The organism is Streptomyces sp. P13-3-3 (assembly GCF_050571355.1).
Taxonomy (GTDB): domain Bacteria; phylum Actinomycetota; class Actinomycetes; order Streptomycetales; family Streptomycetaceae; genus Streptomyces; species Streptomyces althioticus.
In genome coordinates this window covers 56,498-74,880 of sequence record NZ_CP192228.1, presented here as the reverse complement: position 1 = coordinate 74,880, position 18,383 = coordinate 56,498, and the positions used below count along the sequence as shown (strand labels likewise).

Below are 18,383 nucleotides of genomic sequence, written 5' to 3'. Positions count from 1 at the left end.
GGCGTACGGTATTTCGACTTTCCACCCTTTTCCGGATCATGCCTGCCGGGTTGGCGAGCGGCATGCGTGGACGGGCGAACGGGTGCCGTCCCGGTGGCCGACGGCGGTGGCGAAGGCAAGGGGGGCGAATGCGGTGCAACGGGTGTTTGTCGCCGACGATGCCACGGATCGGCACGATGTGCCCCCGGCGCGGAAGGACTCGTGACGGTTTGCGCGAGCGGTACGGCCTCGGACACCCCTTGTGTACCGGGGCCGGGCGACTGGGCGGCCGGTCCGTGCGAGGATCAGGGAGTCACGGAAAGACAACGGAAGGCACATCGTGGCTACGCAGCTCTACGCCACCCTGAAGACCAATCACGGCGACATCCAGGTCCAGCTCTTCCCGGACCAGGCGCCGCAGACGGTCAAGAACTTCGTCGAGCTCGCCAAGGGCGAGCGGGAGTGGACCAACCCCCAGACCGGGCAGAAGACCACGGACAAGCTCTACGACGGCACGGTCTTCCACCGGGTGATCAGTGGCTTCATGATCCAGGGCGGTGACCCGCTGGGCAACGGCACCGGCGGCCCCGGCTACCAGTTCGGGGACGAGTTCCACCCGGACCTGCGCTTCGACAAGCCCTACCTGCTGGCGATGGCCAACGCGGGCCCGGGCACCAACGGCTCGCAGTTCTTCATCACCGTCTCCCCGACGGCCTGGCTGAACCGCAAGCACACGATCTTCGGCGAGGTCGCCGACGCCTCCAGCCAGAAGGTCGTCGACAGCATCGCCTCGACGCAGACCAACCCGCGCACCGACCGTCCGCTGCAGGAGGTCGTCATCGAGTCGGTCGAGATCCGCGAGGGCTGAGCCCTTCGCTCCCCCGGGTGCGAAAGCCTCCAAGGGAACCAATCGCCCCGCTCATCCGTAAGGATGGGCGGGGCGGGGCTTTTCCAACGACCTAGGGGATCTTCATGGACGACCAGGCCGCCGGCGGCCGGCAGGACACCCGGCGCGTCCCCGGCTGTTATCGCCACCCGGACCGCGAGACCGGCGTCCGCTGCACCCGGTGCGAGCGGCCGATCTGCCCGGAGTGCATGATCGAGGCCTCGGTCGGTTTCCAGTGCCCGGAGTGCGTCCGTGGCGGCGGGGGCACAGGACACGCGCCGTCGGCCTCCATGCCCCGCACGCTGGCCGGCGGGACCGTCGCCGCGGATCCCCGGCTGGTGACCAAGATCCTCATCGGGATCAACGTCGCGGTCTTCCTCGCCGTGACGATCGAGAGGTCGCTGCTGTCCGATCTCTACCTGGTGGGCGCCTGGCCGCCGGCGCCGTTCACACCCCACCAGGGCGTGGCGGCCGGTGAGTGGTACCGCCTGGTGACCTCGATGTTCACGCACGAGGAGATCTGGCACATCGGCTTCAACATGCTCAGCCTGTGGCTGCTGGGCGGGCCGCTGGAACAGCATCTGGGCCGGGCGCGCTACCTCGCGCTGTATCTGATCTCCGGCCTGGCGGGCAGCGCCCTGACGTATCTGCTGGCCGGGGGAAGTACGGCGTCCCTCGGGGCGTCGGGCGCGGTCTTCGGACTGTTCGGCGCGACGGCCGTGCTGATGCGCCGCCTCCGCTACGACATGCGGCCGATCATCGCCCTGCTGGCGATCAACCTCGTCATCACCTTCAGCTGGAGCGGCATCGCCTGGCAGGCCCACATCGGCGGGCTGGTCGCCGGTGTCGTCATCGGTTACGCGATGGTGCACGCCCCGCGGGAGCGGCGGGCGCTGGTGCAGTACGGGACCTGTGCGCTGGTGCTGGGCGCTGTCGTGCTGCTCACCCTGGTCAGGACCGCGCAGCTCACCTGAGCCGGGGTTTGTCCACAGACGGTGCCGGATCTTGTGCACATCGTGCGAGGCGCGAGCCGTGTTCGGTCACTGACCGCTGTTGCCGCAGGTCAGACCGCATACGAACAGACTTTCGGTTGGTGGTGTTTCTGTCACACCGGCGTCAACCTGGAAGAGGGTTATCCACAGATCGGGTCGCCTATCCACATGTGGACAAGGGCTGTGGATAACTCAGGGGATAACCCTGCCCAGAGCTGCGGATCCCTCCGGGCAGGGCAGGGCTCAGCGGCCGGCCGGAGCCGTGCGCCGAGTCCGGTCCGGCGCTACTTCCACTGCGTGGAGACGCCGAACCCGGCGGCGATGAAGCCGAAGCCCACCACGATGTTCCAGTTGCCCAGCTGGTCGATGGGCAGCGAGCCGTCCGTGACGTAGAAGACGACGATCCAGGCCAGGCCGATGAGGAACAGCGCCAGCATCACCGGCGCGACCCAGGCGCGGTTGGTCAGCTTGATCGCGGCCGTCTGCTTGGCCGGAGGCGGCGTGTAGTCGGCCTTCTTGCGGATACGTGACTTCGGCACGAGGGTCTCTCCTGTCGATGCGCTGCGTGGCCGCGCAGGGTCTGGGTCGGGCTCGGGGCAGCGTACAAGGGGACTCTGAGTGCTCCCCCGGGCGTCCGTTAGCGTAGTGCTTCTACGGCGCCGAAGGAGATAAGGGTACGTTGAGCAATTCTGCCGACTCCCCGGGGACGGAATCCAGTCCCGCGGCCCGCCCGCGCCGTCCGCGTCCGGTGCGGGTGCTCACCGCGGGCATCTTCGCCCTCGCGGGCCTCCTCTTCTTCGTCAGTTTCGACACGGCCAAGGGCACCAACATCCGCACGGACGCCTCCCTGCTGAAGCTGTCCGACCTGATCCACGAACGCAGCCGCAAGAACGCCGAGCTCGACGAGTCCAACGGCGCGTTGCGCAAGGACATAGAGGCCCTCGCCGAGCGGGACGACGGCAGCACCGAGGCCGAGGACGCGCGGCTCGCCGCGCTGGAAAAGCACGCCGGCACCCAGAAGCTCAAGGGCGAGGCGATCACCGTCACGCTGAACGACGCGCCGCCGGACGCCACCGCCAAGCTCCCCGGCTATCCCGAGCCGCAGCCCGACTACCTGGTCATCCACCAGCAGGACCTCCAGGCCGTGGTGAACGCCATGTGGCAGGGCGGCGCCGAGGGCATCCAGGTCATGGACCAGCGGCTGATCTCCACCAGCGCCGTCCGCTGCGTGGGCAACACCCTGATCCTCCAGGGCCGCGTCTACTCCCCGCCGTACACCGTCACCGCGGTCGGGGACCCGGAGAAGCTGAAGAAGGCGCTCGCCGCCTCGCCGGCGATCCAGAACTACATGGTCTACGTCAACGTCTACGGCCTCGGCTGGAAGGTCGAGGACGAGGGCACCACCACCCTGCCCGGCTACTCCGGCACCGTGGACCTGCACTACGCCGAACCCCTGGACTGACACCCGCCGTCCCCCGCCCGTCCGGTTTCACGTGGAACATGTGCGCGGTATCGAGGCGATCGGCTCCACGGCACGTACTGAGGGGTGCGCACAGCGGACCGGTCGGCTTGTCACACAGCCTGTGGAGGCCGGGAAACAGAGGGCGTTGCGCCGTTAGTCTGGTGGCGTACGGCGTGGGTCTGGTGCCGTGGTACGACGGAAGGGACGGCATGTACAGCTGGATCTGGCGGCATCTGCCGGGCAACGGATGGGTGAGGGCACTCATCTCACTCGTGCTGATCACCGTCGTGGTCTACGTGCTCTTCCAGTACGTCTTTCCGTGGGCGGAGCCGCTGCTGCCCTTCAACGATGTGACGGTGGACAACCAGTGAGCGCGCGCATTCTCGTCGTCGACAACTACGACAGCTTCGTCTTCAACCTGGTCCAGTACCTGTACCAGCTGGGCGCCGAGTGCGAGGTCCTGCGCAACGACGAGGTGTCCACCTCGCACGCCCAGGACGGCTTCGACGGCGTGCTGCTGTCCCCGGGGCCCGGGACCCCTGAAGAGGCCGGGGTCTGCGTGGAGATGGTGCGGCACTGTGCCGCGACCGGCGTGCCCGTCTTCGGCGTCTGCCTCGGCATGCAGTCGATGCAGGTGGCGTACGGCGGCGTCGTCGACCGCGCCCCCGAACTGCTGCACGGCAAGACCTCCCCGGTGACGCACGAGGGGAAGGGCGTCTTCGCCGGGCTGCCTTCCCCTTTCACCGCCACCCGGTACCACTCGCTGGCCGCCGATCCGGCCACGGTGCCGGCCGAGCTGCAGGTCACGGCCCGCACCGAGGACGGCATCGTGATGGGCCTGAGGCACCGTGAACTTCCCGTCGAGGGAGTTCAGTTCCACCCCGAGTCGGTGCTGACCGAGCACGGCCACCGGATGCTGGCCAACTGGCTCGCGGAGTGCGGCGACCCGGACGCTGTGGCGAGGTCTGCGGGGCTCGCCCCGGTGGTGGGCAGGTCCTCGGCGTGACGGCGCTGCGCCCCGAGCGCGAGTCCGGCGCCCACGGTTACGGCGCCGGCGACCAGGGCACCTCGTACGGCGGGCAGCCGTACGGGGTCCAGGGTGCGTACGGGGTTGAGGGCGCGCACGGGGCCGGCGGTGCGTACGGGGACGGCTGGTACGGGCAGGCGGCGGGGCCCGACCCCTACGCGGGCGGAGCCGAGGACGCGACCGCGCAGCTCCCGCCGATCGACGAGGAGACCGTCGCGCTGCGCATCCCGGACCCGCCGCCGCGGACGACGCGCGAGGAGCCTCCGCCGGCCGGCGGCAGGGCGGCCCGCAGGAAAGCCGCCAGGAAGCGCCACGGACGCCGTGGAGGCTCTCACAAGGCCGGGGACGGGTCGACCACCGGAAGAGCAGGTGACAGTGCCTCTGAGGGGGCGCCACGGGCTCCGCTGTCCCGGGTCGAGGCGCGCCGTCAGGCACGGGCGCGCAAGGCCAGTCCGGCGGTGATGGCAAGCCGCGCCATCGGCGAGGTGTTCATCACCACCGGCGTGCTGATGCTGCTGTTCGTCACCTACCAACTGTGGTGGACGAACGTGCGTGCGCAGGCGCAGGCCGGCAAGGAGGCCAGCGACCTCCAGCAGGACTGGGCGAACGGCGAGCGCAAGCCCGGCGCGTTCGAGCCCGGGCAGGGCTTCGCGCTGCTGCACATACCGAAGCTGGACGTGGTGGTGCCGATCGCCGAGGGCATCAGCAGCAAGAAGGTGCTCGACCGGGGCATGGTCGGCCACTACGCGGAGGGCGCGCTGAAGACGGCGATGCCGGGCGACAAGTCCGGCAACTTCGGTCTGGCGGGGCACCGCAACACGCACGGGGAGCCGTTCCGGTACATCAACCGGCTGCAGCCGGGCGATCCGATCGTCGTGGAGACGCAGGACAAGTACTTCGTCTACAAGACGGCGTCGATGCTGCCGGTGACGCCGCCGAGCAACGTCAGCGTCCTCGACCCGGTGCCCAAGGGCTCGGGTTTCACCGGACCGGGCCGCTACATCACGCTGACCACGTGCACACCTGAATTCACCAGCAAGTACCGCTTGATCGTCTGGGGTCAGATGGTCGAGGAACGGCCGCGCAGCAAGGGCAAGCCGGATGCGCTCGTCAGTTAAGGGCAGAGGAAACGTGGCAGCGACCGCCGACGACACCGCACAGCACACGCACGCGTCCCCGCCTCCCCGGGGGCGCCGCCGTCTGGGGCCGGTGGCCATGGTGATCAGCTTCTTCGGGGAGATGCTCATCACCGCGGGGGTGTTGCTCGGCCTGTTCGTCGTCTACTCGTTGTGGTGGACGAACGTCGTCGCGGACCGCGCTGCGGACCGGCAGGCGGACAAGGTCCGCGACTCCTGGGCGCAGGAGTCCGACGGCGCCGAACGCGACGCGCCCGGCGTCTACGACAGCAAGAACGGCATCGGCTTCCTGCACGTGCCCACGATGAGCGGCGACGACATCCTCGTGGAGAAGGGCACGTCGATGAAGGTCCTCAACGACGGCGTGGCCGGCTACTACACGGACCCCGTGAAGGCGACGCTGCCGACGTCCGGCAAGAAGGGCAACTTCTCCCTCGCCGCGCACCGGGACGGCCACGGCGCCAAGTTCCACGGCATCCACAAGATCAAGAAGGGCGATCCGATCGTCTTCGAGACGAAGGACACGTGGTTCGTCTACAAGGTCTACGGCATCCTCCCGGAGACCTCGAAGTACAACGTGGGCGTCCTCGGCAAGATCCCCGCGGAGTCCGGCCGCGAGAAGGCCGGCCACTACATCACCCTGACGACCTGCACGCCGATCTACACCAGCAAGTACCGCTACATCGTGTGGGGCGAACTGGTCCGCAAGGAGAAGGTGGACGAGAACAGGACTCCTCCGGAGGAGCTGCGCTGAGCGGCTCGCCTTCTACGGCTCCCCTTCTACGGGACAGCAAGAAGCCCCGGTCCCCTCGGAAGAGGGGGCCGGGGCTCTCGTCGTACTACGGGGACCCGCGGGTCAGCCGAAGATGCCGCCGTTGCCGCCACCGCCGCCGACCGTGAACAGGGTCACTCCGGTGCCCTTGTCCACCTGGCTGTCCTGGGGCGGGTTGGAGGTGATGACGCGGGCGTTGGGATCGTTGGGGCCCTGCACACCGGCGACGGAGAGTCCCGCCTCCGAGAGCATGCGCTGGGCGTCCTCGAGCCGCTGGCCGTTGACCTTGGGAACGGTCACCTTTTCGGGTGCCTTCGCCTTGCCGATGAAGATCTGCACCTGGGTGCCCTTGGAGACCTCGGTGTTCGCCGAGGGCGAGGTGCGGATGACCTTGTCGACCAGGTTCGGGTCGTCAGTCTCCTCCTGGACACAGGTGCCGGTGAGGTTGTTTGCCGTCATCTGGGCCGTGGCGTCTTCACAGCTCTTCGTGAGGACGTCCGGGACCGTGGACTTCTCCTCCTCCTTGGCGACCGTGAGGGTGACGGTGGTGCCCTTCTCCACCTCGTCGCCCAGGTCCGGCTTCTGCTCGATGACCGTCCCCGGCTCCTCGCCGCTGATCTCTTCCTCGACCTCGACGACGAACTCGTACTTCTCGCCTTCGAGTTCGGCCTTGGCGTCCTCGAGCTTGTCGCCGATCACGCTCGGCACCGCGACCTTGGGAGCACCGGTGGAGACGACCAGGCTGATGGTGTCCCCCTTCTCGACCTTGGTGCCCGCCTCGGGGTCCTGCTCGCAGATGTTGCCCTTGGTCTGGTTCTCGCAGGGCTTTTCCGTGAAGCTCAGTTTCAAGTCGGTGTTGTCGGCCCGCTTTTGCGCATCCGCCTTGGTCTCACCGACGAAGTTGGGGGCCGCGACGGTGTTGTTGTCCACGCCGCCGCCGCTGATCGCCCAGCGGCCGATCAGGACGGCGCCGATCAGGACCAGGACACCGGCCACGACCAGCAATATCGTGCTGGTGTTGTTCTTCTTCTGCGGGCGGCGCCGGCTCTGGCGTTCGTCGTAGCCGTAGCCGCCGTCGTCCGGGTTCATGGGCGGCAGCATCGAGGTGGCGCCCGCGCCGGCGTCCGAGCGCAGCGCCGTCGTCGGCTGGTCGTCCGGGTAGCCGCCGTAGCCGACGGCGCCCATGGCGGCGGTCGCCGCGACCGGCTGGCCGTCGAGGCAGGCCTCGATGTCGGCGCGCATCTCGTCGGCCGACTGGTAGCGGTAGTCGGGGTCCTTGGTCAGCGCCTTCAGCACGATCGCGTCCATCTCGGGCGTGATCTCGGGGTCGAAGACGCTCGGCGGCTGCGGCTCCTCCCGTACGTGCTGGTACGCGACCGCGACCGGGGAGTCGCCGACGAACGGCGGCCGCACGGTGAGGAGTTCGTACAGCAGGCAGCCGGTGGAGTACAGGTCGGACCGCGCGTCGACCTGCTCGCCCTTGGCCTGCTCCGGGGAGAGGTACTGGGCGGTGCCGATGACGGCGGCGGTCTGGGTCATCGTCATGCCGGAGTCGCCCATGGCGCGGGCGATGCCGAAGTCCATGACCTTGACCTGGCCGTTGCGCGTCAGCATGACGTTCGCGGGCTTGATGTCGCGGTGGACGATGCCGGCCCGGTGGGAGTACTCGAGCGCCTGGAGGATGCCGATGGTCATCTCCAGCGTGCGCTCGGGCAGCAGCTTGCGACCGCTGTGGAGCAGCTCACGGAGCGTGGAGCCGTCGACGTACTCCATGACGATGTACGGGATGGAGACCCCGTCGATGTAGTCCTCGCCCGTGTCGTAGACCGCGACGATCGCGGGATGGTTGAGCGAGGCGGCCGACTGGGCCTCCCGGCGGAACCGGGCCTGGAAGGACGGGTCACGCGCGAGGTCCGCGCGGAGCGTCTTCACTGCCACGGTGCGGCCGAGGCGGGTGTCGTGCGCGAGGTAGACCTCCGCCATTCCACCGCGACCGAGCACCTGGCCCAGTTCGTACCGGCCGCCGAGGCGACGCGGCTCTTCCATAGCTACCTACCAGCCCTCTCCGTCGGTCCCGACCGGCACCCTTGTGCGGTCGGAGGCTGCGTTCCGGGCCTACCGTACCCGGCTCTTTTTCTGTGCCCTGGCAAAGTGCGTCAGCCGATACAGGACCGGTACCGCAACGTGCACCGATGTGAAGCGGACGTGACCGGGGTCACTGCTTGCTCTTGAGAACCGCCTCCATCACGCTCTTCGCGATCGGGGCCGCGAGACCGCCACCGGAGATGTCGTCCCGCACCGCGTTCTCGTCCTCGATGACGACCGCCACGGCGACGGGCGCGCTGCCGTCGTCGGTCTTGGCGTAGGAGATGAACCACGCGTACGGGTTCTTGCTGTTGTTCTCACCGTGCTGGGCGGTACCGGTCTTGCCGCCGACCGTGACGCCGTCGATCTGCGCGTTGGTGCCGGTGCCGTCCTTGACGACCGTCTCCATCATCGACTGGAGGATCTGGGCGTTCTCCGGCGAGACCGGCTCGCTGAACTTCTCCGGATCGGTCTTCTCGATGGTGTCCAGACCGGGCGTCTGCAGCTCGTCGACCATGTACGGCTTCATCAGCGTGCCGTTGTTGGCGATGGCGGCGGCGACCATGGCCATCTGCAGCGGGGTCGCCGCGGTGTTGAACTGGCCGATGGAGGACAGCGCGACCTGCGACGGCTCCATGTCCTTGTCGAACAGGGAGGCGCTGGAGCGGACCGGGGTGAAGTGCTCCTCGCCGAAGCCGAACTTCTTCGCGGTCTCCAGCATCTTGTCGTTGCCGAGGTCCGTGCCGAGCTTGCCGAAGACGGTGTTGCAGGACACGCGCAGCGCCTCGCGGAGCGTGGCGTCCTCACAGGGCAGGTTGCCCTCGTTCTTCAGCTCGGTCGTGGTGCCCTTCATGATGTAGGGCAGCGGGGTGTCGGTCTTCTGGTCCGCGTCCTCGACCATGCCGTGCTCCAGCGCCGCGGCGGCCGTGACGACCTTGAACGTCGAGCCGGGCGGGTACACCTCACGGAGCGCCCGGTTCAGCATCGGGTCGTCCGGGTTGTTCTTCTTCTGCAGCTTCTCCCACGCCTTGGCGTCCGTCTCCAGGCTGTTGCCCGCGATCGTGGACGGGTCGTACGACGGGTACGAGGCCAGCGCGAGGATCTTGCCGGTGGACGGCTCCAAGGCGACGACGGAACCCTTGCCGCCCTGCTTCTTCAGGCCGTTGTAGGCGGCCTTCTGGGCGGCGCCGCTGAGCGTGGTGACGACGTTGCCGCCCTGCTTCTTCTTGCCGGTCAGCATGTCGAGCGTGTTGCGGAAGAAGAGCCGGTCGTCGTTGCCGGTGAGGATGCCGTCCTCGATGGACTCCAGCTGGTTGGCGCCGAAGGCCTGGGAGACGTAGCCGGTGACCGGCGCCCACATGGCGCCGTTCTTGTACGTCCGCTTGTATGCGAAGTCGCCGCCGGTCGTCTTGTGGCCGGTGATGGGCTCGCCGTCGACGATGATGTCGCCGCGCGGGGTGGCGTACCGCTCGATCGCCACGCGGCGGTTCTTCTCGTCCGTGCGGAGCTTGTCGGCCTGCGCGTACTGGATCCAGTTGTTCCGGACGAGCAGGGCGAGCATGAGCAGGCCGCAGAAGATGGCGACCCGGCGCAGGGGCTTGTTCACGGGCGGACCACCTGGGTCATCTCGGCGTCGGGGTTGGAGACGGGTGCGGGCGCCGGGCGGCGGGCGGTGTCGCTGATCCTCAGCAGGATGCCGATCAGCGCCCAGTTGGCGATCACGGAGGAACCTCCGTAGGCCAGGAACGGCATCGTCATACCGGTCAGCGGGATGAGGCCCATGACGCCGCCGGCCACCACGAAGACCTGGAGCGCGAAGGCGCCGGAGAGGCCGATGGCGAGCAGCTTGCCGAACGGGTCGCGGGCGGCGAGCGCGGTGCGCACGCCCCGCTCCACGATCAGCGCGTAGAGCAGCAGCAGCGCCATGACGCCGGCCAGGCCCAGTTCCTCGCCGAAGGTGGCGAGGATGAAGTCGGAGTTGGCGGCGAAGCCGATGAGGTCGGAGTGGCCCTGGCCCCAGCCGGAGCCGAGCGTGCCGCCGGAGCCGAAGGCCCACAGCGCCTGCATGGCCTGCTCGGAGTGGACGATGCCGTCCTGGACGCCGGCGCGGCTCAGCTCGAACTCGCGCATCGGGTCGAGCCAGGCCTGCACACGTGTCTGGATGTGCGGCTCGAAGCTGGCCACGCCGACGGCGCCGACCGCGGACATCAGCAGACCGAACACGATCCAGCTGGTCCGCTCGGTGGCGACGTACAGCATGATCACGAACATGCCGAAGAACAGCAGCGAGGTACCGAGGTCGGTCTCGAAGACCAGGATCAGGATGGAGATGATCCAGACCACGATGATCGGGCCGAGGTCACGGCCGCGGGGAAGATAGAGGCCCATGAAGCGGCGGCTGGCGAGCGCCAGGGCGTCGCGTTTCACCATCAGGTAGCCCGCGAAGAACACCGCCAGGACGATCTTGGCGAACTCACCGGGCTGGAGCGTGCCGAGACCGGGGATCTTGATCCAGATCTTGGCGCCGAAGACGTTGTGGCCGAGGCCCGGCACCAGGGGCAGGAGCAGCAGCACCAGCGCGCCGGCCATCGAGATGTAGGTGTAGCGCTGCAGGACGCGGTGGTCCTTGAGGAAGAACAGCACGGCCACGAAGAAGGCCACGCCGATCGCCGAGTACATCAGCTGGCGTGGCGCCGCCTCCACGAAGGTCCGGCTGGCCTGGAGCTTCTCGGACTGGTCCAGGCGCCAGATGGCGACCAGCCCCAGGCCGTTGAGCAGCGTGGCGAGCGGCAGCAGCAGCGGGTCCGCGTACGGGGCGAACTTGCGCACGGCGAGGTGGCCCAGGCCCGCCATCAGACCGAGGCCCAGGCCGTAGCTCAGCAGCCCGGCGGGCACCTGGTCGTCGAGGGCGAGGCCCACGTTGGCGTAGGCGAAGACCGGGATGACGACGGCGAACACCAGCAGCGCCAGCTCGGTGTTGCGGCGGCTGGGCGCGCCGATGGCACCGATCGTGGACGTGTGCTGCGTCGACGGGTTGGAAGTACTGCTCATCGTGTGACAGGGCCTCTCACGGCTTGCCTACTGCTTACCGCACAGCGAGACGACCTTCTGCTCTTCCTCCGAGAGGCTGGGGCCGGGGCTGGTAGTGGGTGCGGTCGTGGACGGGGTCGTGGACTGCTCCGGGTCAGGGGCCTTCGCCGAGTCGGAAGGGTTCGGCGACGGCGATGCCTTGGACGCGAAGGAGGCGGGCGTGGTTCCCGTGGTGCCTCCGGCCTCGCCCTCGCCGGTGCGGGCGCTCTTCTCGCTGTCGGCGGCGCGGCGCTCGGCCTGCTTCTTGCACGCGGAGGCCTGGACGGCCAGTTCCTCGATCTTCTCGCGCGCGCCGTAGAGATCGCCCTCGACGATGGTCGCCTCGACCTGCTTGCGCTGGTAGGGCGGCAGGTACTTGAGTTCGATCTCGGGGTGGTCCTTCTCGACCTTCGAGAGGGACACCCAGGCCAGGTCCTGGTTGATGCCCCGGTACAGCGCGACGTGCTCGCCCTTGGCGCCGACGTAGTACTGCGTCTGCGTCCAGCGCCATCCGCCGTACAGTCCGGCGCCGATGACGGCCAGCGCGAGCAGGCTGTACACGGACCTCTTGATCCACCGGCGGTTCTTGGCGGGCTTGACGAAGTCGTCGTCGCCGTAGCCGAAGCCGTCGGTCTGGATGAAGCCGGTGACGTCGCCGCTGCCGGGCGGGCCGAACTCGCCGCCGCCCCCGCCGCGCCGCCGCCCGAGGCCGGAGGCACGGCCCGCGGGCGTCTGCATGATGCCGTTGTCGTGCTGCTGGTTCTGGTTCTCGGCGACGGCGCCGACCACGACCGGGGTGTCGGACAGCTGACCGGCCAGGGTGTCCCCGGTGTCCAGGTCGAGCACGTCGGCGACGATCACGGTGATGTTGTCGGGCCCGCCGCCGCGCAGCGCCAGCTCGATCAGGTTCTGGACCGTCTCCTCGGGGCCCTGGTAGCTGGCCAGGGCCTCTTCGAGGGTCTGGTGGGAGACCACGCCGGACAGGCCGTCGGAGCAGATCAGGTAGCGGTCGCCGGCCCGGACCTCGCGGATGGAGAGGTCGGGTTCGACGTGCTCGCCGCTGCCCAGGGCCCGCATCAGCAGGGACCGCTGCGGGTGGGTGGTGGCCTCCTCCTCGGTGATGCGGCCCTCGTCCACAAGACGCTGCACCCAGGTGTGGTCCTGGGTGATCTGGGTGAGGACGCCGTCGCGCAGGAGGTAGGCGCGGGAGTCGCCGACGTGCACCATGCCCAGGCGCTGGCCGGTCCACAGCAGCGCGGTCAGGGTGGTGCCCATGCCCTCGAGCTGGGGGTCCTCCTCGACCATCATGCGCAGCTGGTCGTTGGCGCGCTGGACGGCCGTGCCGAGGGAGGTGAGCAGGTCGGAGCCGGGCACGTCGTCGTCGAGGGCGACGATGGTGGAGATCGCCTCGGAGGAGGCGACCTCACCGGCGGCGGCGCCGCCCATGCCGTCGGCGATGGCGAGCAGGCGGGGACCGGCGTAACCGGAGTCCTCGTTGCCCTCCCGGATCATGCCCTTGTGCGATCCGGCGGCGAAGCGCAGGGACAGACTCATGCGCACCTCGCCCGTCGGCTCCGGGTACAGCCGGTCGTGTCGAGCCACACTGCCCACCCTCCGGTCGGGAGCGCGCCGGGACCCTGGGTGAGGACCCCCACCGCGTGCTCGCTCCGCTCGCTCATTCTCGTACTACTTCCGCAGCTCGATGACGGTCTTGCCGATGCGGATCGGTGCGCCCGGCGAGATCGGCGTGGGGGTCGTCAGCCGGGTCCGGTCCAGGTAGGTGCCGTTGGTGGAGCCCAGGTCCTCGACGATCCACTGACCGTCGCGGTCCGGGTAGATCCTGGCATGGCGGCTGGAGGCGTAGTCGTCGTCCAGCACGATCGTGCTGTCGTGCGCCCGGCCCAGGGTGATGGTCTGGCCCTGGAGCGCCACGGTGGTGCCGGTCAGGGTGCCCTCGGTCACGACCAGCTTGGTGGGGGTGTTGCGGCCGCGGCGGCCGCCGGAGGGCTGCTGGCGCTGCTGGGGCGGCGCCTGGCGGGCCGCCTGCTGCCGGCCGGCCTCGCGCCGGGATCCGCGCTGGGTGACGCGAGTGCCGAACAGGTCACTCCGGATGACCTGCACGGCCACGATCACGAACAGCCACAGAACGGCCAGGAAACCCAGCCGCATGACCGTGAGGGTCAGCTCTGACATTGCCCCCGCTTCACCCTTCGGCTTGCCTATAGATAACGGTGGTGCTGCCCACGACGATCCGCGAGCCGTCGCGGAGCGTAGCGCGGGTGGTGTGCTGCCCGTCCACCACGATGCCGTTGGTGGAGCCGAGATCCTGGATCGTCGAGGGCGTTCCGGTCCGGATCTCGCAGTGCCGGCGGGAGACGCCGGGATCGTCGATCCGCACGTCGGCCTCGGTGCTGCGGCCCATCACCAGGGTGGCGCGGGAGATCTGGTGGCGTGTGCCGTTGATCTCGATCCAGTAGCGGGTGCGTCCGCCGGGCACGGGGCCGGGGGCCGCGGCCGGCGGGTAGCCGTAGCCGCCGGGGCGGCCGGGAGGCGGTGCGGCCGGCATGGGCGGGGCGCCCGCGGGGGCGGCCGGCGGGTAGCCGTAACCTCCGGGACGGCCGGCGGGCGGGGGCGGAGCGGCCGCGCCGGGGGCCGCCGCCTGGCTGGCGGAGGAGGCGAGCGTGCGGCTGCGCACCCGGTACAGGCCGGTGTCGAGGTCCTCGGCCTTCTCCAGGTGCACCTTGATCGGGCCCATGAACGTGTAGCGCTGCTGCTTGGCGTAGTCGCGGACCATGCCCGCGAGCTCGTCGCCGAGCTGCCCGGAGTACGGGCTGAGCCGCTCGAAGTCCGGTGTGCTCAGTTCCACGATGAAGTCGTTGGGCACGACGGTCCGGTCGCGGTTCCAGATGGTGGCGTTGTTGTCGCACTCCCGCTGGAGCGCACCGGCGATCTCCACGGGCTGGACCTCGGACTTGAAGACCTTGGCGAAGGTGCCGTTGACCAGACCTTCGAGACGCTGCTCGAACTTCTTCAGGACTCCCATGGGGCACCTCCTCCGTCGCTGCCGTCCTGTGTACTGCCCCGTGCACGGTTGCGTGCACCGCTTACCTGGTACTGCTTACTGATCGTATCCACGCGCCGCCCGATCGGCTGGTTCCCCCTGTCCGCCCGGCCGCCGGGTGTCGACGCCTGACGAAGTTCCCTCCGAGGCTCCTCTTCGAACTCCATCGGCCGTGGTGGTGCCCGTCGTTCTGCCATGGATCGTAGAGGGGGCCACAGACCAGTGTCCCGCACCCGGCGGTCGACTCCTTCCGTCTCCTGGGCAGACGGACGCCACCGGTACGAGGTTGATACGTGGGGCGGTCATGGCCGCGACATGAACGCGGGTGCGGCGCGGCTCCGTGAACGGCGGCGGGCTCACGTGGGGAGCGCGGGGACGGCAGGACGGCGGCCCGGGCGGGTGTGAACGGGATGCCTTGCGGGAGCGGTCGTGGCGTCGTCGCCGGTCGGAGGCGGCCCCCGGATAAGGGATGTGAATCCACCCCGGCCAGCGTGCTAATGTTCTCGATGTCGGAAGGCGCCAGGCCCCACGGGGCAAGGACCGGAAGACACACCCAATGCGCGGGTGGCGGAATAGGCAGACGCGCTGGATTCAGGTTCCAGTGCCCGAAAGGGCGTGGGGGTTCAACTCCCCCCTCGCGCACACCGTCGAAACGGGCGGCATCCATCGGATGCCGCCCGTTTCGTATGTCCGGAATCGCAGTCCGCCGGGTATGCGTGTGAGGAACATCTCATGATCGAATGGCCTGCGCGGGGGTGGCGCAGAGGTGGCAAGAGCGGCGAACTCCCCTCGTAACGGACCGGGTGCGGGTGCGGTCCGGGATCGGACGGCCGGGCATGGTCGAACGGACGGCCGCTCGGGGGTGTGGCGAGGAGGCCCGGCTGTCCACAGGCTGTGCGTCATCCACAGGGCTGCCGCCCGCGCGCCCGTCGGCTGTACGGTCTGCTCGATCGATGTCGGCAGGTGTGCACCGCACACATGTGCAGGGGGGAGGCCGTCGTGACGAGCGACGTCCGAGCCGAAGGGGTTGCAGGGGACGCCGAGGCGTCCGGAGCCGCGGGCGCGGGGGCCGGACCGCGGCTGCCGCAGCTGCCGGGATTCGGCCGTTGGCCCGCCGCAGGCACACCCAAGCGGGCCGGCAAGGCGCTGCGCGCACGGGTCCCCCGGAGCGTCCACGCCGCCCTGGACCTGGACGCGTCCCGGCCCGACGCCGTCACCGCCGTCGAGGAGTCCGGCCGCGGCCGGCTGCCCGAGCTGACGCCCATCCGCGTCGGCCGGATGGCGGCCACCCCGTTCGCCTTCCTGCGCGGCTCCGCCGGCCTCATGGGCCACGATCTCGCCCGCACGCCCGTCACCGGGATCGGCGCCCAGATCTGCGGCGACGCCCACGCGGCCAACTTCGGCCTCTACGGCGACGCCCGAGGCGGCCTGGTCATCGACCTCAACGACTTCGACGAGACCGTGCGCGGCCCTTGGGAGTGGGACCTCAAGCGGCTCGCCGCCTCCCTCGTGCTCGCCGGGCGGGAGGCCGGGGCGGACGAGGGCGTCTGCCGTGCCGCCGCCCACGACGCGGTGGGCGCCTACCGGCGCACCATGCGGCTGCTGGCCAAGCTGCCGGCGCTGGACGCGTGGAACGCCATCGCGGACGAGGAACTGGTCTCCCACACCGACGCGCACGACCTCGTCGGCACCCTGCAGCGGGTCGCCGAGAAGGCCCGCTCCAACACCAGCGGCCGCTTCGCCGCCAAGTCCACCGAGCGGACCGAGGACGGCGGACGCCGCTTCGTCGACGCCCCGCCCGTGCTGCGCCGCGTCCCGGACGCCGAGGCGTCCGCCGTCGCCGCCTCCCTTGAGCAGTACCTCGCCACGCTCCCGGCCGACCGCCACCCCCTCCTCGCCCGGTACGCGGTGCACGACGTGGCGTTCCGCGTCGTCGGCACCGGCAGCGTCGGCACCCGCTCCTACGTCGTGCTGCTGCTCGACCACCGGGGCGAACCGCTCGTCCTCCAGGTCAAGGAGGCCCGTCCCTCCGCCCTGACGCCGCACCTCCTGGCCGCCGGCTTCGACGCGCCCGAGCCGGAGCACGAGGGCCGCCGTGTGGTCGAGGGCCAGAAGCGGATGCAGGTGATAAGCGACAACCTGCTGGGCTGGACCACCGTCGACGGGCGTCCGTACCAGGTGCGGCAGTTCCGCAACCGCAAGGGCAGCGTGGACCCGGCCGCGCTGGCCGCCGACCAGATCGACGACTACGCCCGTATGACCGGCGCCCTGCTGGCCCGCGCCCACAGCCACAGCGCCGACCCCCGTCTGATCGCCGGGTACTGCGGCAAGAACGACGAGCTGGACGAGGCGGTCGCCGCGTTCGCCGTCGCTTACGCCGACCGCACCGAGGCCGATCACACGGACCTGGTGGCTGCCGTCCGCGCGGGGCGGATCGCTGCGGAGATGGGGGTCTGAGCCGGTCCGCCACGGGACGTCCCGGCCCCGCGGCGGCGCACGCCCCGGTGACGGGGCGTGCCGTCCCCGCAGGTGGCCTACGCTGTCCGGGTGACGACCTCGGAAGGTGACCAGGGAGAAGGCGCCGGCGCGCAGGGCACGCCCGCCGGTGACGGTGCGACGCGGCCCGAGGAGCGGCTGGAACAGGCCGTGCGGGCGGCGGAGAAGGCGCTGATCGAGTTCGAGATCGCCGTGGAGACGTTCCGCGTCGAGGTCGAGAACTTCTCCCGGCTGCACGAACAGAAGCTCGGCCCCATGTACGCCCGCCTCGAGGAGCTGGAGGCCCGGATCCTCGAGATCAGGGCGGCCCGCAGCGACGACCCCGAGGACCGGCGGAAGGCCGACGAGGCGCGCGCCCGGCTGATGCCGATCCCCGGCGTCGAGGAGCTGATGAACGGCTGGATGGACGGGGACGGACTGTTCCCCGAGGCCACCGCCATGCTCACGGACCAGCCCGTGCGTCCCCCGCAGCGGGTGCGGCCCAGCGAGGAGGCCCGCAAGCTCTTCCGCGAGCTGGCCCGCAAGGCGCACCCCGACCTGGCGCAGGAGGAGAAGGAGCGCGTCCGCCGCGAGGAGTTCATCACCCGCGTCAACGCCGCCTACGCCCGCGGCAGCGCGGACGAGCTGCGCGAACTCGCCGAGGAGTGGGCCGCGGGGCCTGAGCTGAAGCGCGTCCCCAGCCCGGCCGAGGAGCTGTACGCCCGCCTGGAGTGGCTCTCCGAGCGCAAGGAACTGCTCACGGTGCTCGCCAGGAACCTGGAGGAGAGCGCCATCGGCTCCATGCTGCGGCTGGCGCCCGACGACCCCGACGGTCTCCTCGAGGACATCGCCGCGCAGCTGCGGGCCCAGGTGGCCGAGCGCGAGGCGCAGCTGGCGGCACTGCAGGACTGAGCCGGCCTCACGGGCGGCCGTCGGCGGACAGCGGCCCCGTGGACGGCGGCCGTCCGGCGCGCCCGTTCCGGTAGCGTCGGGGGCATGAGTTTTGGAGCTGGTGTGCCCACGGTCCAGGTCGGCGACCTCAAGGACGGCGACTTCCTGCTGGACGTCCGTGAGGACGACGAATGGAAGGCCGGTCACGCCGAAGGCGCGCTGCACATCCCGATCAGCGAGTTCGTCGCCCGCTACGGCGAGCTGACCGAGGCCGCCCCGCAGGACGGCCGGATCCATGTGATCTGCCGCTCCGGCGGACGCTCGGCCCAGGTCACCATGTACCTGGCCCAGCAGGGCATCGACGCCGTGAACGTGGACGGCGGGATGCAGGTGTGGGAGGCCGCGGGGCGTCCCGTCGTCACGGACGACGGACAGCAGGGCCACGTGCTCTGACGGTCGTCCGGCACGCCCCGGAAGGCGTGCCCTGGCTGGTCCCGCCCCCTGGGACGGGACCAGCGCGTGGCCTCAGCGGTGTCAGAGCCGCCGCG

The 18,383-nt window shown here is 69.9% G+C and carries 17 protein-coding genes and 1 tRNA gene; 11 read left to right on the top strand and 7 right to left on the bottom strand.

The features are described 5' to 3' along the window. Positions 1–319 precede the first annotated feature (319 nt). Both ACQZOG_RS00350 and ACQZOG_RS00345 read left to right on the top strand, forming a co-directional pair. A complete protein-coding gene (locus ACQZOG_RS00350; RefSeq protein ID WP_033273233.1) occupies positions 320–847 on the top strand; it encodes a peptidylprolyl isomerase in 528 nt (175 codons plus the stop codon). Positions 848–951: 104 nt separating this feature from the next. Next, positions 952–1,839, top strand: coding sequence for a rhomboid family intramembrane serine protease (locus ACQZOG_RS00345; RefSeq protein ID WP_430741185.1), 888 nt, complete (start codon positions 952–954; stop codon positions 1,837–1,839). A gap of 302 nt (positions 1,840–2,141) precedes the next feature. Here the strand turns inward: ACQZOG_RS00345 and crgA are convergent, their stop codons facing one another. After that, positions 2,142–2,396, bottom strand: a complete 255-nt coding sequence (gene crgA / locus ACQZOG_RS00340; protein ID WP_037640637.1) for a cell division protein CrgA — start codon at positions 2,394–2,396, stop codon at positions 2,142–2,144. Between the two features lie 140 nt (positions 2,397–2,536). Between crgA and ACQZOG_RS00335 the strand changes: the two genes are divergently transcribed. From ACQZOG_RS00335 to ACQZOG_RS00315, 5 genes are all read left to right on the top strand, one after another. Then, positions 2,537–3,319 (top strand): DUF881 domain-containing protein, encoded by a 783-nt coding sequence (locus ACQZOG_RS00335; protein WP_058916453.1) that lies wholly within the window; start codon positions 2,537–2,539, stop codon positions 3,317–3,319. Positions 3,320–3,528: 209 nt separating this feature from the next. Further along, positions 3,529–3,690, top strand: coding sequence for a hypothetical protein (locus ACQZOG_RS00330; protein ID WP_156700673.1), 162 nt, complete (start codon positions 3,529–3,531; stop codon positions 3,688–3,690). Beyond that, positions 3,687–4,325, top strand: coding sequence for an aminodeoxychorismate/anthranilate synthase component II (locus ACQZOG_RS00325; protein ID WP_037640641.1), 639 nt, complete (start codon positions 3,687–3,689; stop codon positions 4,323–4,325). Before ACQZOG_RS00330 ends, ACQZOG_RS00325 begins: the two co-directional genes overlap by 4 nt. Further along, positions 4,322–5,464: a class E sortase gene (locus ACQZOG_RS00320; RefSeq protein ID WP_359597353.1), complete on the top strand. Its 1,143-nt coding sequence runs from the start codon at positions 4,322–4,324 to the stop codon at positions 5,462–5,464. The genes ACQZOG_RS00325 and ACQZOG_RS00320 overlap by 4 nt, the downstream gene beginning before the upstream one ends. A 13-nt stretch (positions 5,465–5,477) precedes the next feature. Beyond that, positions 5,478–6,236 (top strand): class E sortase, encoded by a 759-nt coding sequence (locus tag ACQZOG_RS00315; protein ID WP_033273227.1) that lies wholly within the window; start codon positions 5,478–5,480, stop codon positions 6,234–6,236. Between the two features lie 102 nt (positions 6,237–6,338). On the opposite strand, the gene pknB is transcribed toward ACQZOG_RS00315, so the two are convergent. From pknB to ACQZOG_RS00285, 6 genes are all read right to left on the bottom strand, one after another. Then, on the bottom strand, positions 6,339–8,300 hold the full coding sequence (gene pknB, locus ACQZOG_RS00310; RefSeq protein WP_387757881.1) for a Stk1 family PASTA domain-containing Ser/Thr kinase: 1,962 nt from the start codon (positions 8,298–8,300) through the stop codon (positions 6,339–6,341). Positions 8,301–8,469: 169 nt separating this feature from the next. Next, positions 8,470–9,945, bottom strand: coding sequence for a peptidoglycan D,D-transpeptidase FtsI family protein (locus ACQZOG_RS00305; RefSeq protein WP_430741184.1), 1,476 nt, complete (start codon positions 9,943–9,945; stop codon positions 8,470–8,472). Continuing rightward, a complete protein-coding gene (locus ACQZOG_RS00300; RefSeq protein WP_033273224.1) occupies positions 9,942–11,390 on the bottom strand; it encodes an FtsW/RodA/SpoVE family cell cycle protein in 1,449 nt (482 codons plus the stop codon). The genes ACQZOG_RS00305 and ACQZOG_RS00300 overlap by 4 nt, the downstream gene beginning before the upstream one ends. 27 nt (positions 11,391–11,417) lie before the next feature. Next, entirely contained in the window at positions 11,418–12,962 is a 1,545-nt protein-coding gene (locus tag ACQZOG_RS00295; protein ID WP_033273399.1) for a Stp1/IreP family PP2C-type Ser/Thr phosphatase, read from the bottom strand. 132 nt (positions 12,963–13,094) lie between these two features. Continuing rightward, a complete protein-coding gene (locus ACQZOG_RS00290) occupies positions 13,095–13,601 on the bottom strand; it encodes an FHA domain-containing protein FhaB/FipA (protein ID WP_033273223.1) in 507 nt (168 codons plus the stop codon). A gap of 10 nt (positions 13,602–13,611) precedes the next feature. Beyond that, positions 13,612–14,451 (bottom strand): FhaA domain-containing protein, encoded by an 840-nt coding sequence (locus ACQZOG_RS00285; protein ID WP_033273222.1) that lies wholly within the window; start codon positions 14,449–14,451, stop codon positions 13,612–13,614. A 576-nt stretch (positions 14,452–15,027) separates the two neighbouring features. On the opposite strand from ACQZOG_RS00285, the gene ACQZOG_RS00280 reads away from it, so the two are divergent. The 4 genes from ACQZOG_RS00280 to ACQZOG_RS00265 all read left to right on the top strand — a co-directional run bounded on the left by ACQZOG_RS00280 (position 15,028) and on the right by ACQZOG_RS00265 (position 18,288). Continuing rightward, a tRNA-Leu gene (locus ACQZOG_RS00280) sits at positions 15,028–15,111 on the top strand. Between the two features lie 336 nt (positions 15,112–15,447). Further along, on the top strand, positions 15,448–16,926 hold the full coding sequence (locus ACQZOG_RS00275; RefSeq protein WP_193467870.1) for a DUF2252 domain-containing protein: 1,479 nt from the start codon (positions 15,448–15,450) through the stop codon (positions 16,924–16,926). A gap of 90 nt (positions 16,927–17,016) precedes the next feature. After that, positions 17,017–17,856: a hypothetical protein gene (locus ACQZOG_RS00270; RefSeq protein WP_033273220.1), complete on the top strand. Its 840-nt coding sequence runs from the start codon at positions 17,017–17,019 to the stop codon at positions 17,854–17,856. 102 nt (positions 17,857–17,958) lie between these two features. Continuing rightward, positions 17,959–18,288: a rhodanese-like domain-containing protein gene (locus tag ACQZOG_RS00265; RefSeq protein ID WP_033273219.1), complete on the top strand. Its 330-nt coding sequence runs from the start codon at positions 17,959–17,961 to the stop codon at positions 18,286–18,288. The last annotated feature ends 95 nt before the right edge of the window (positions 18,289–18,383 follow it).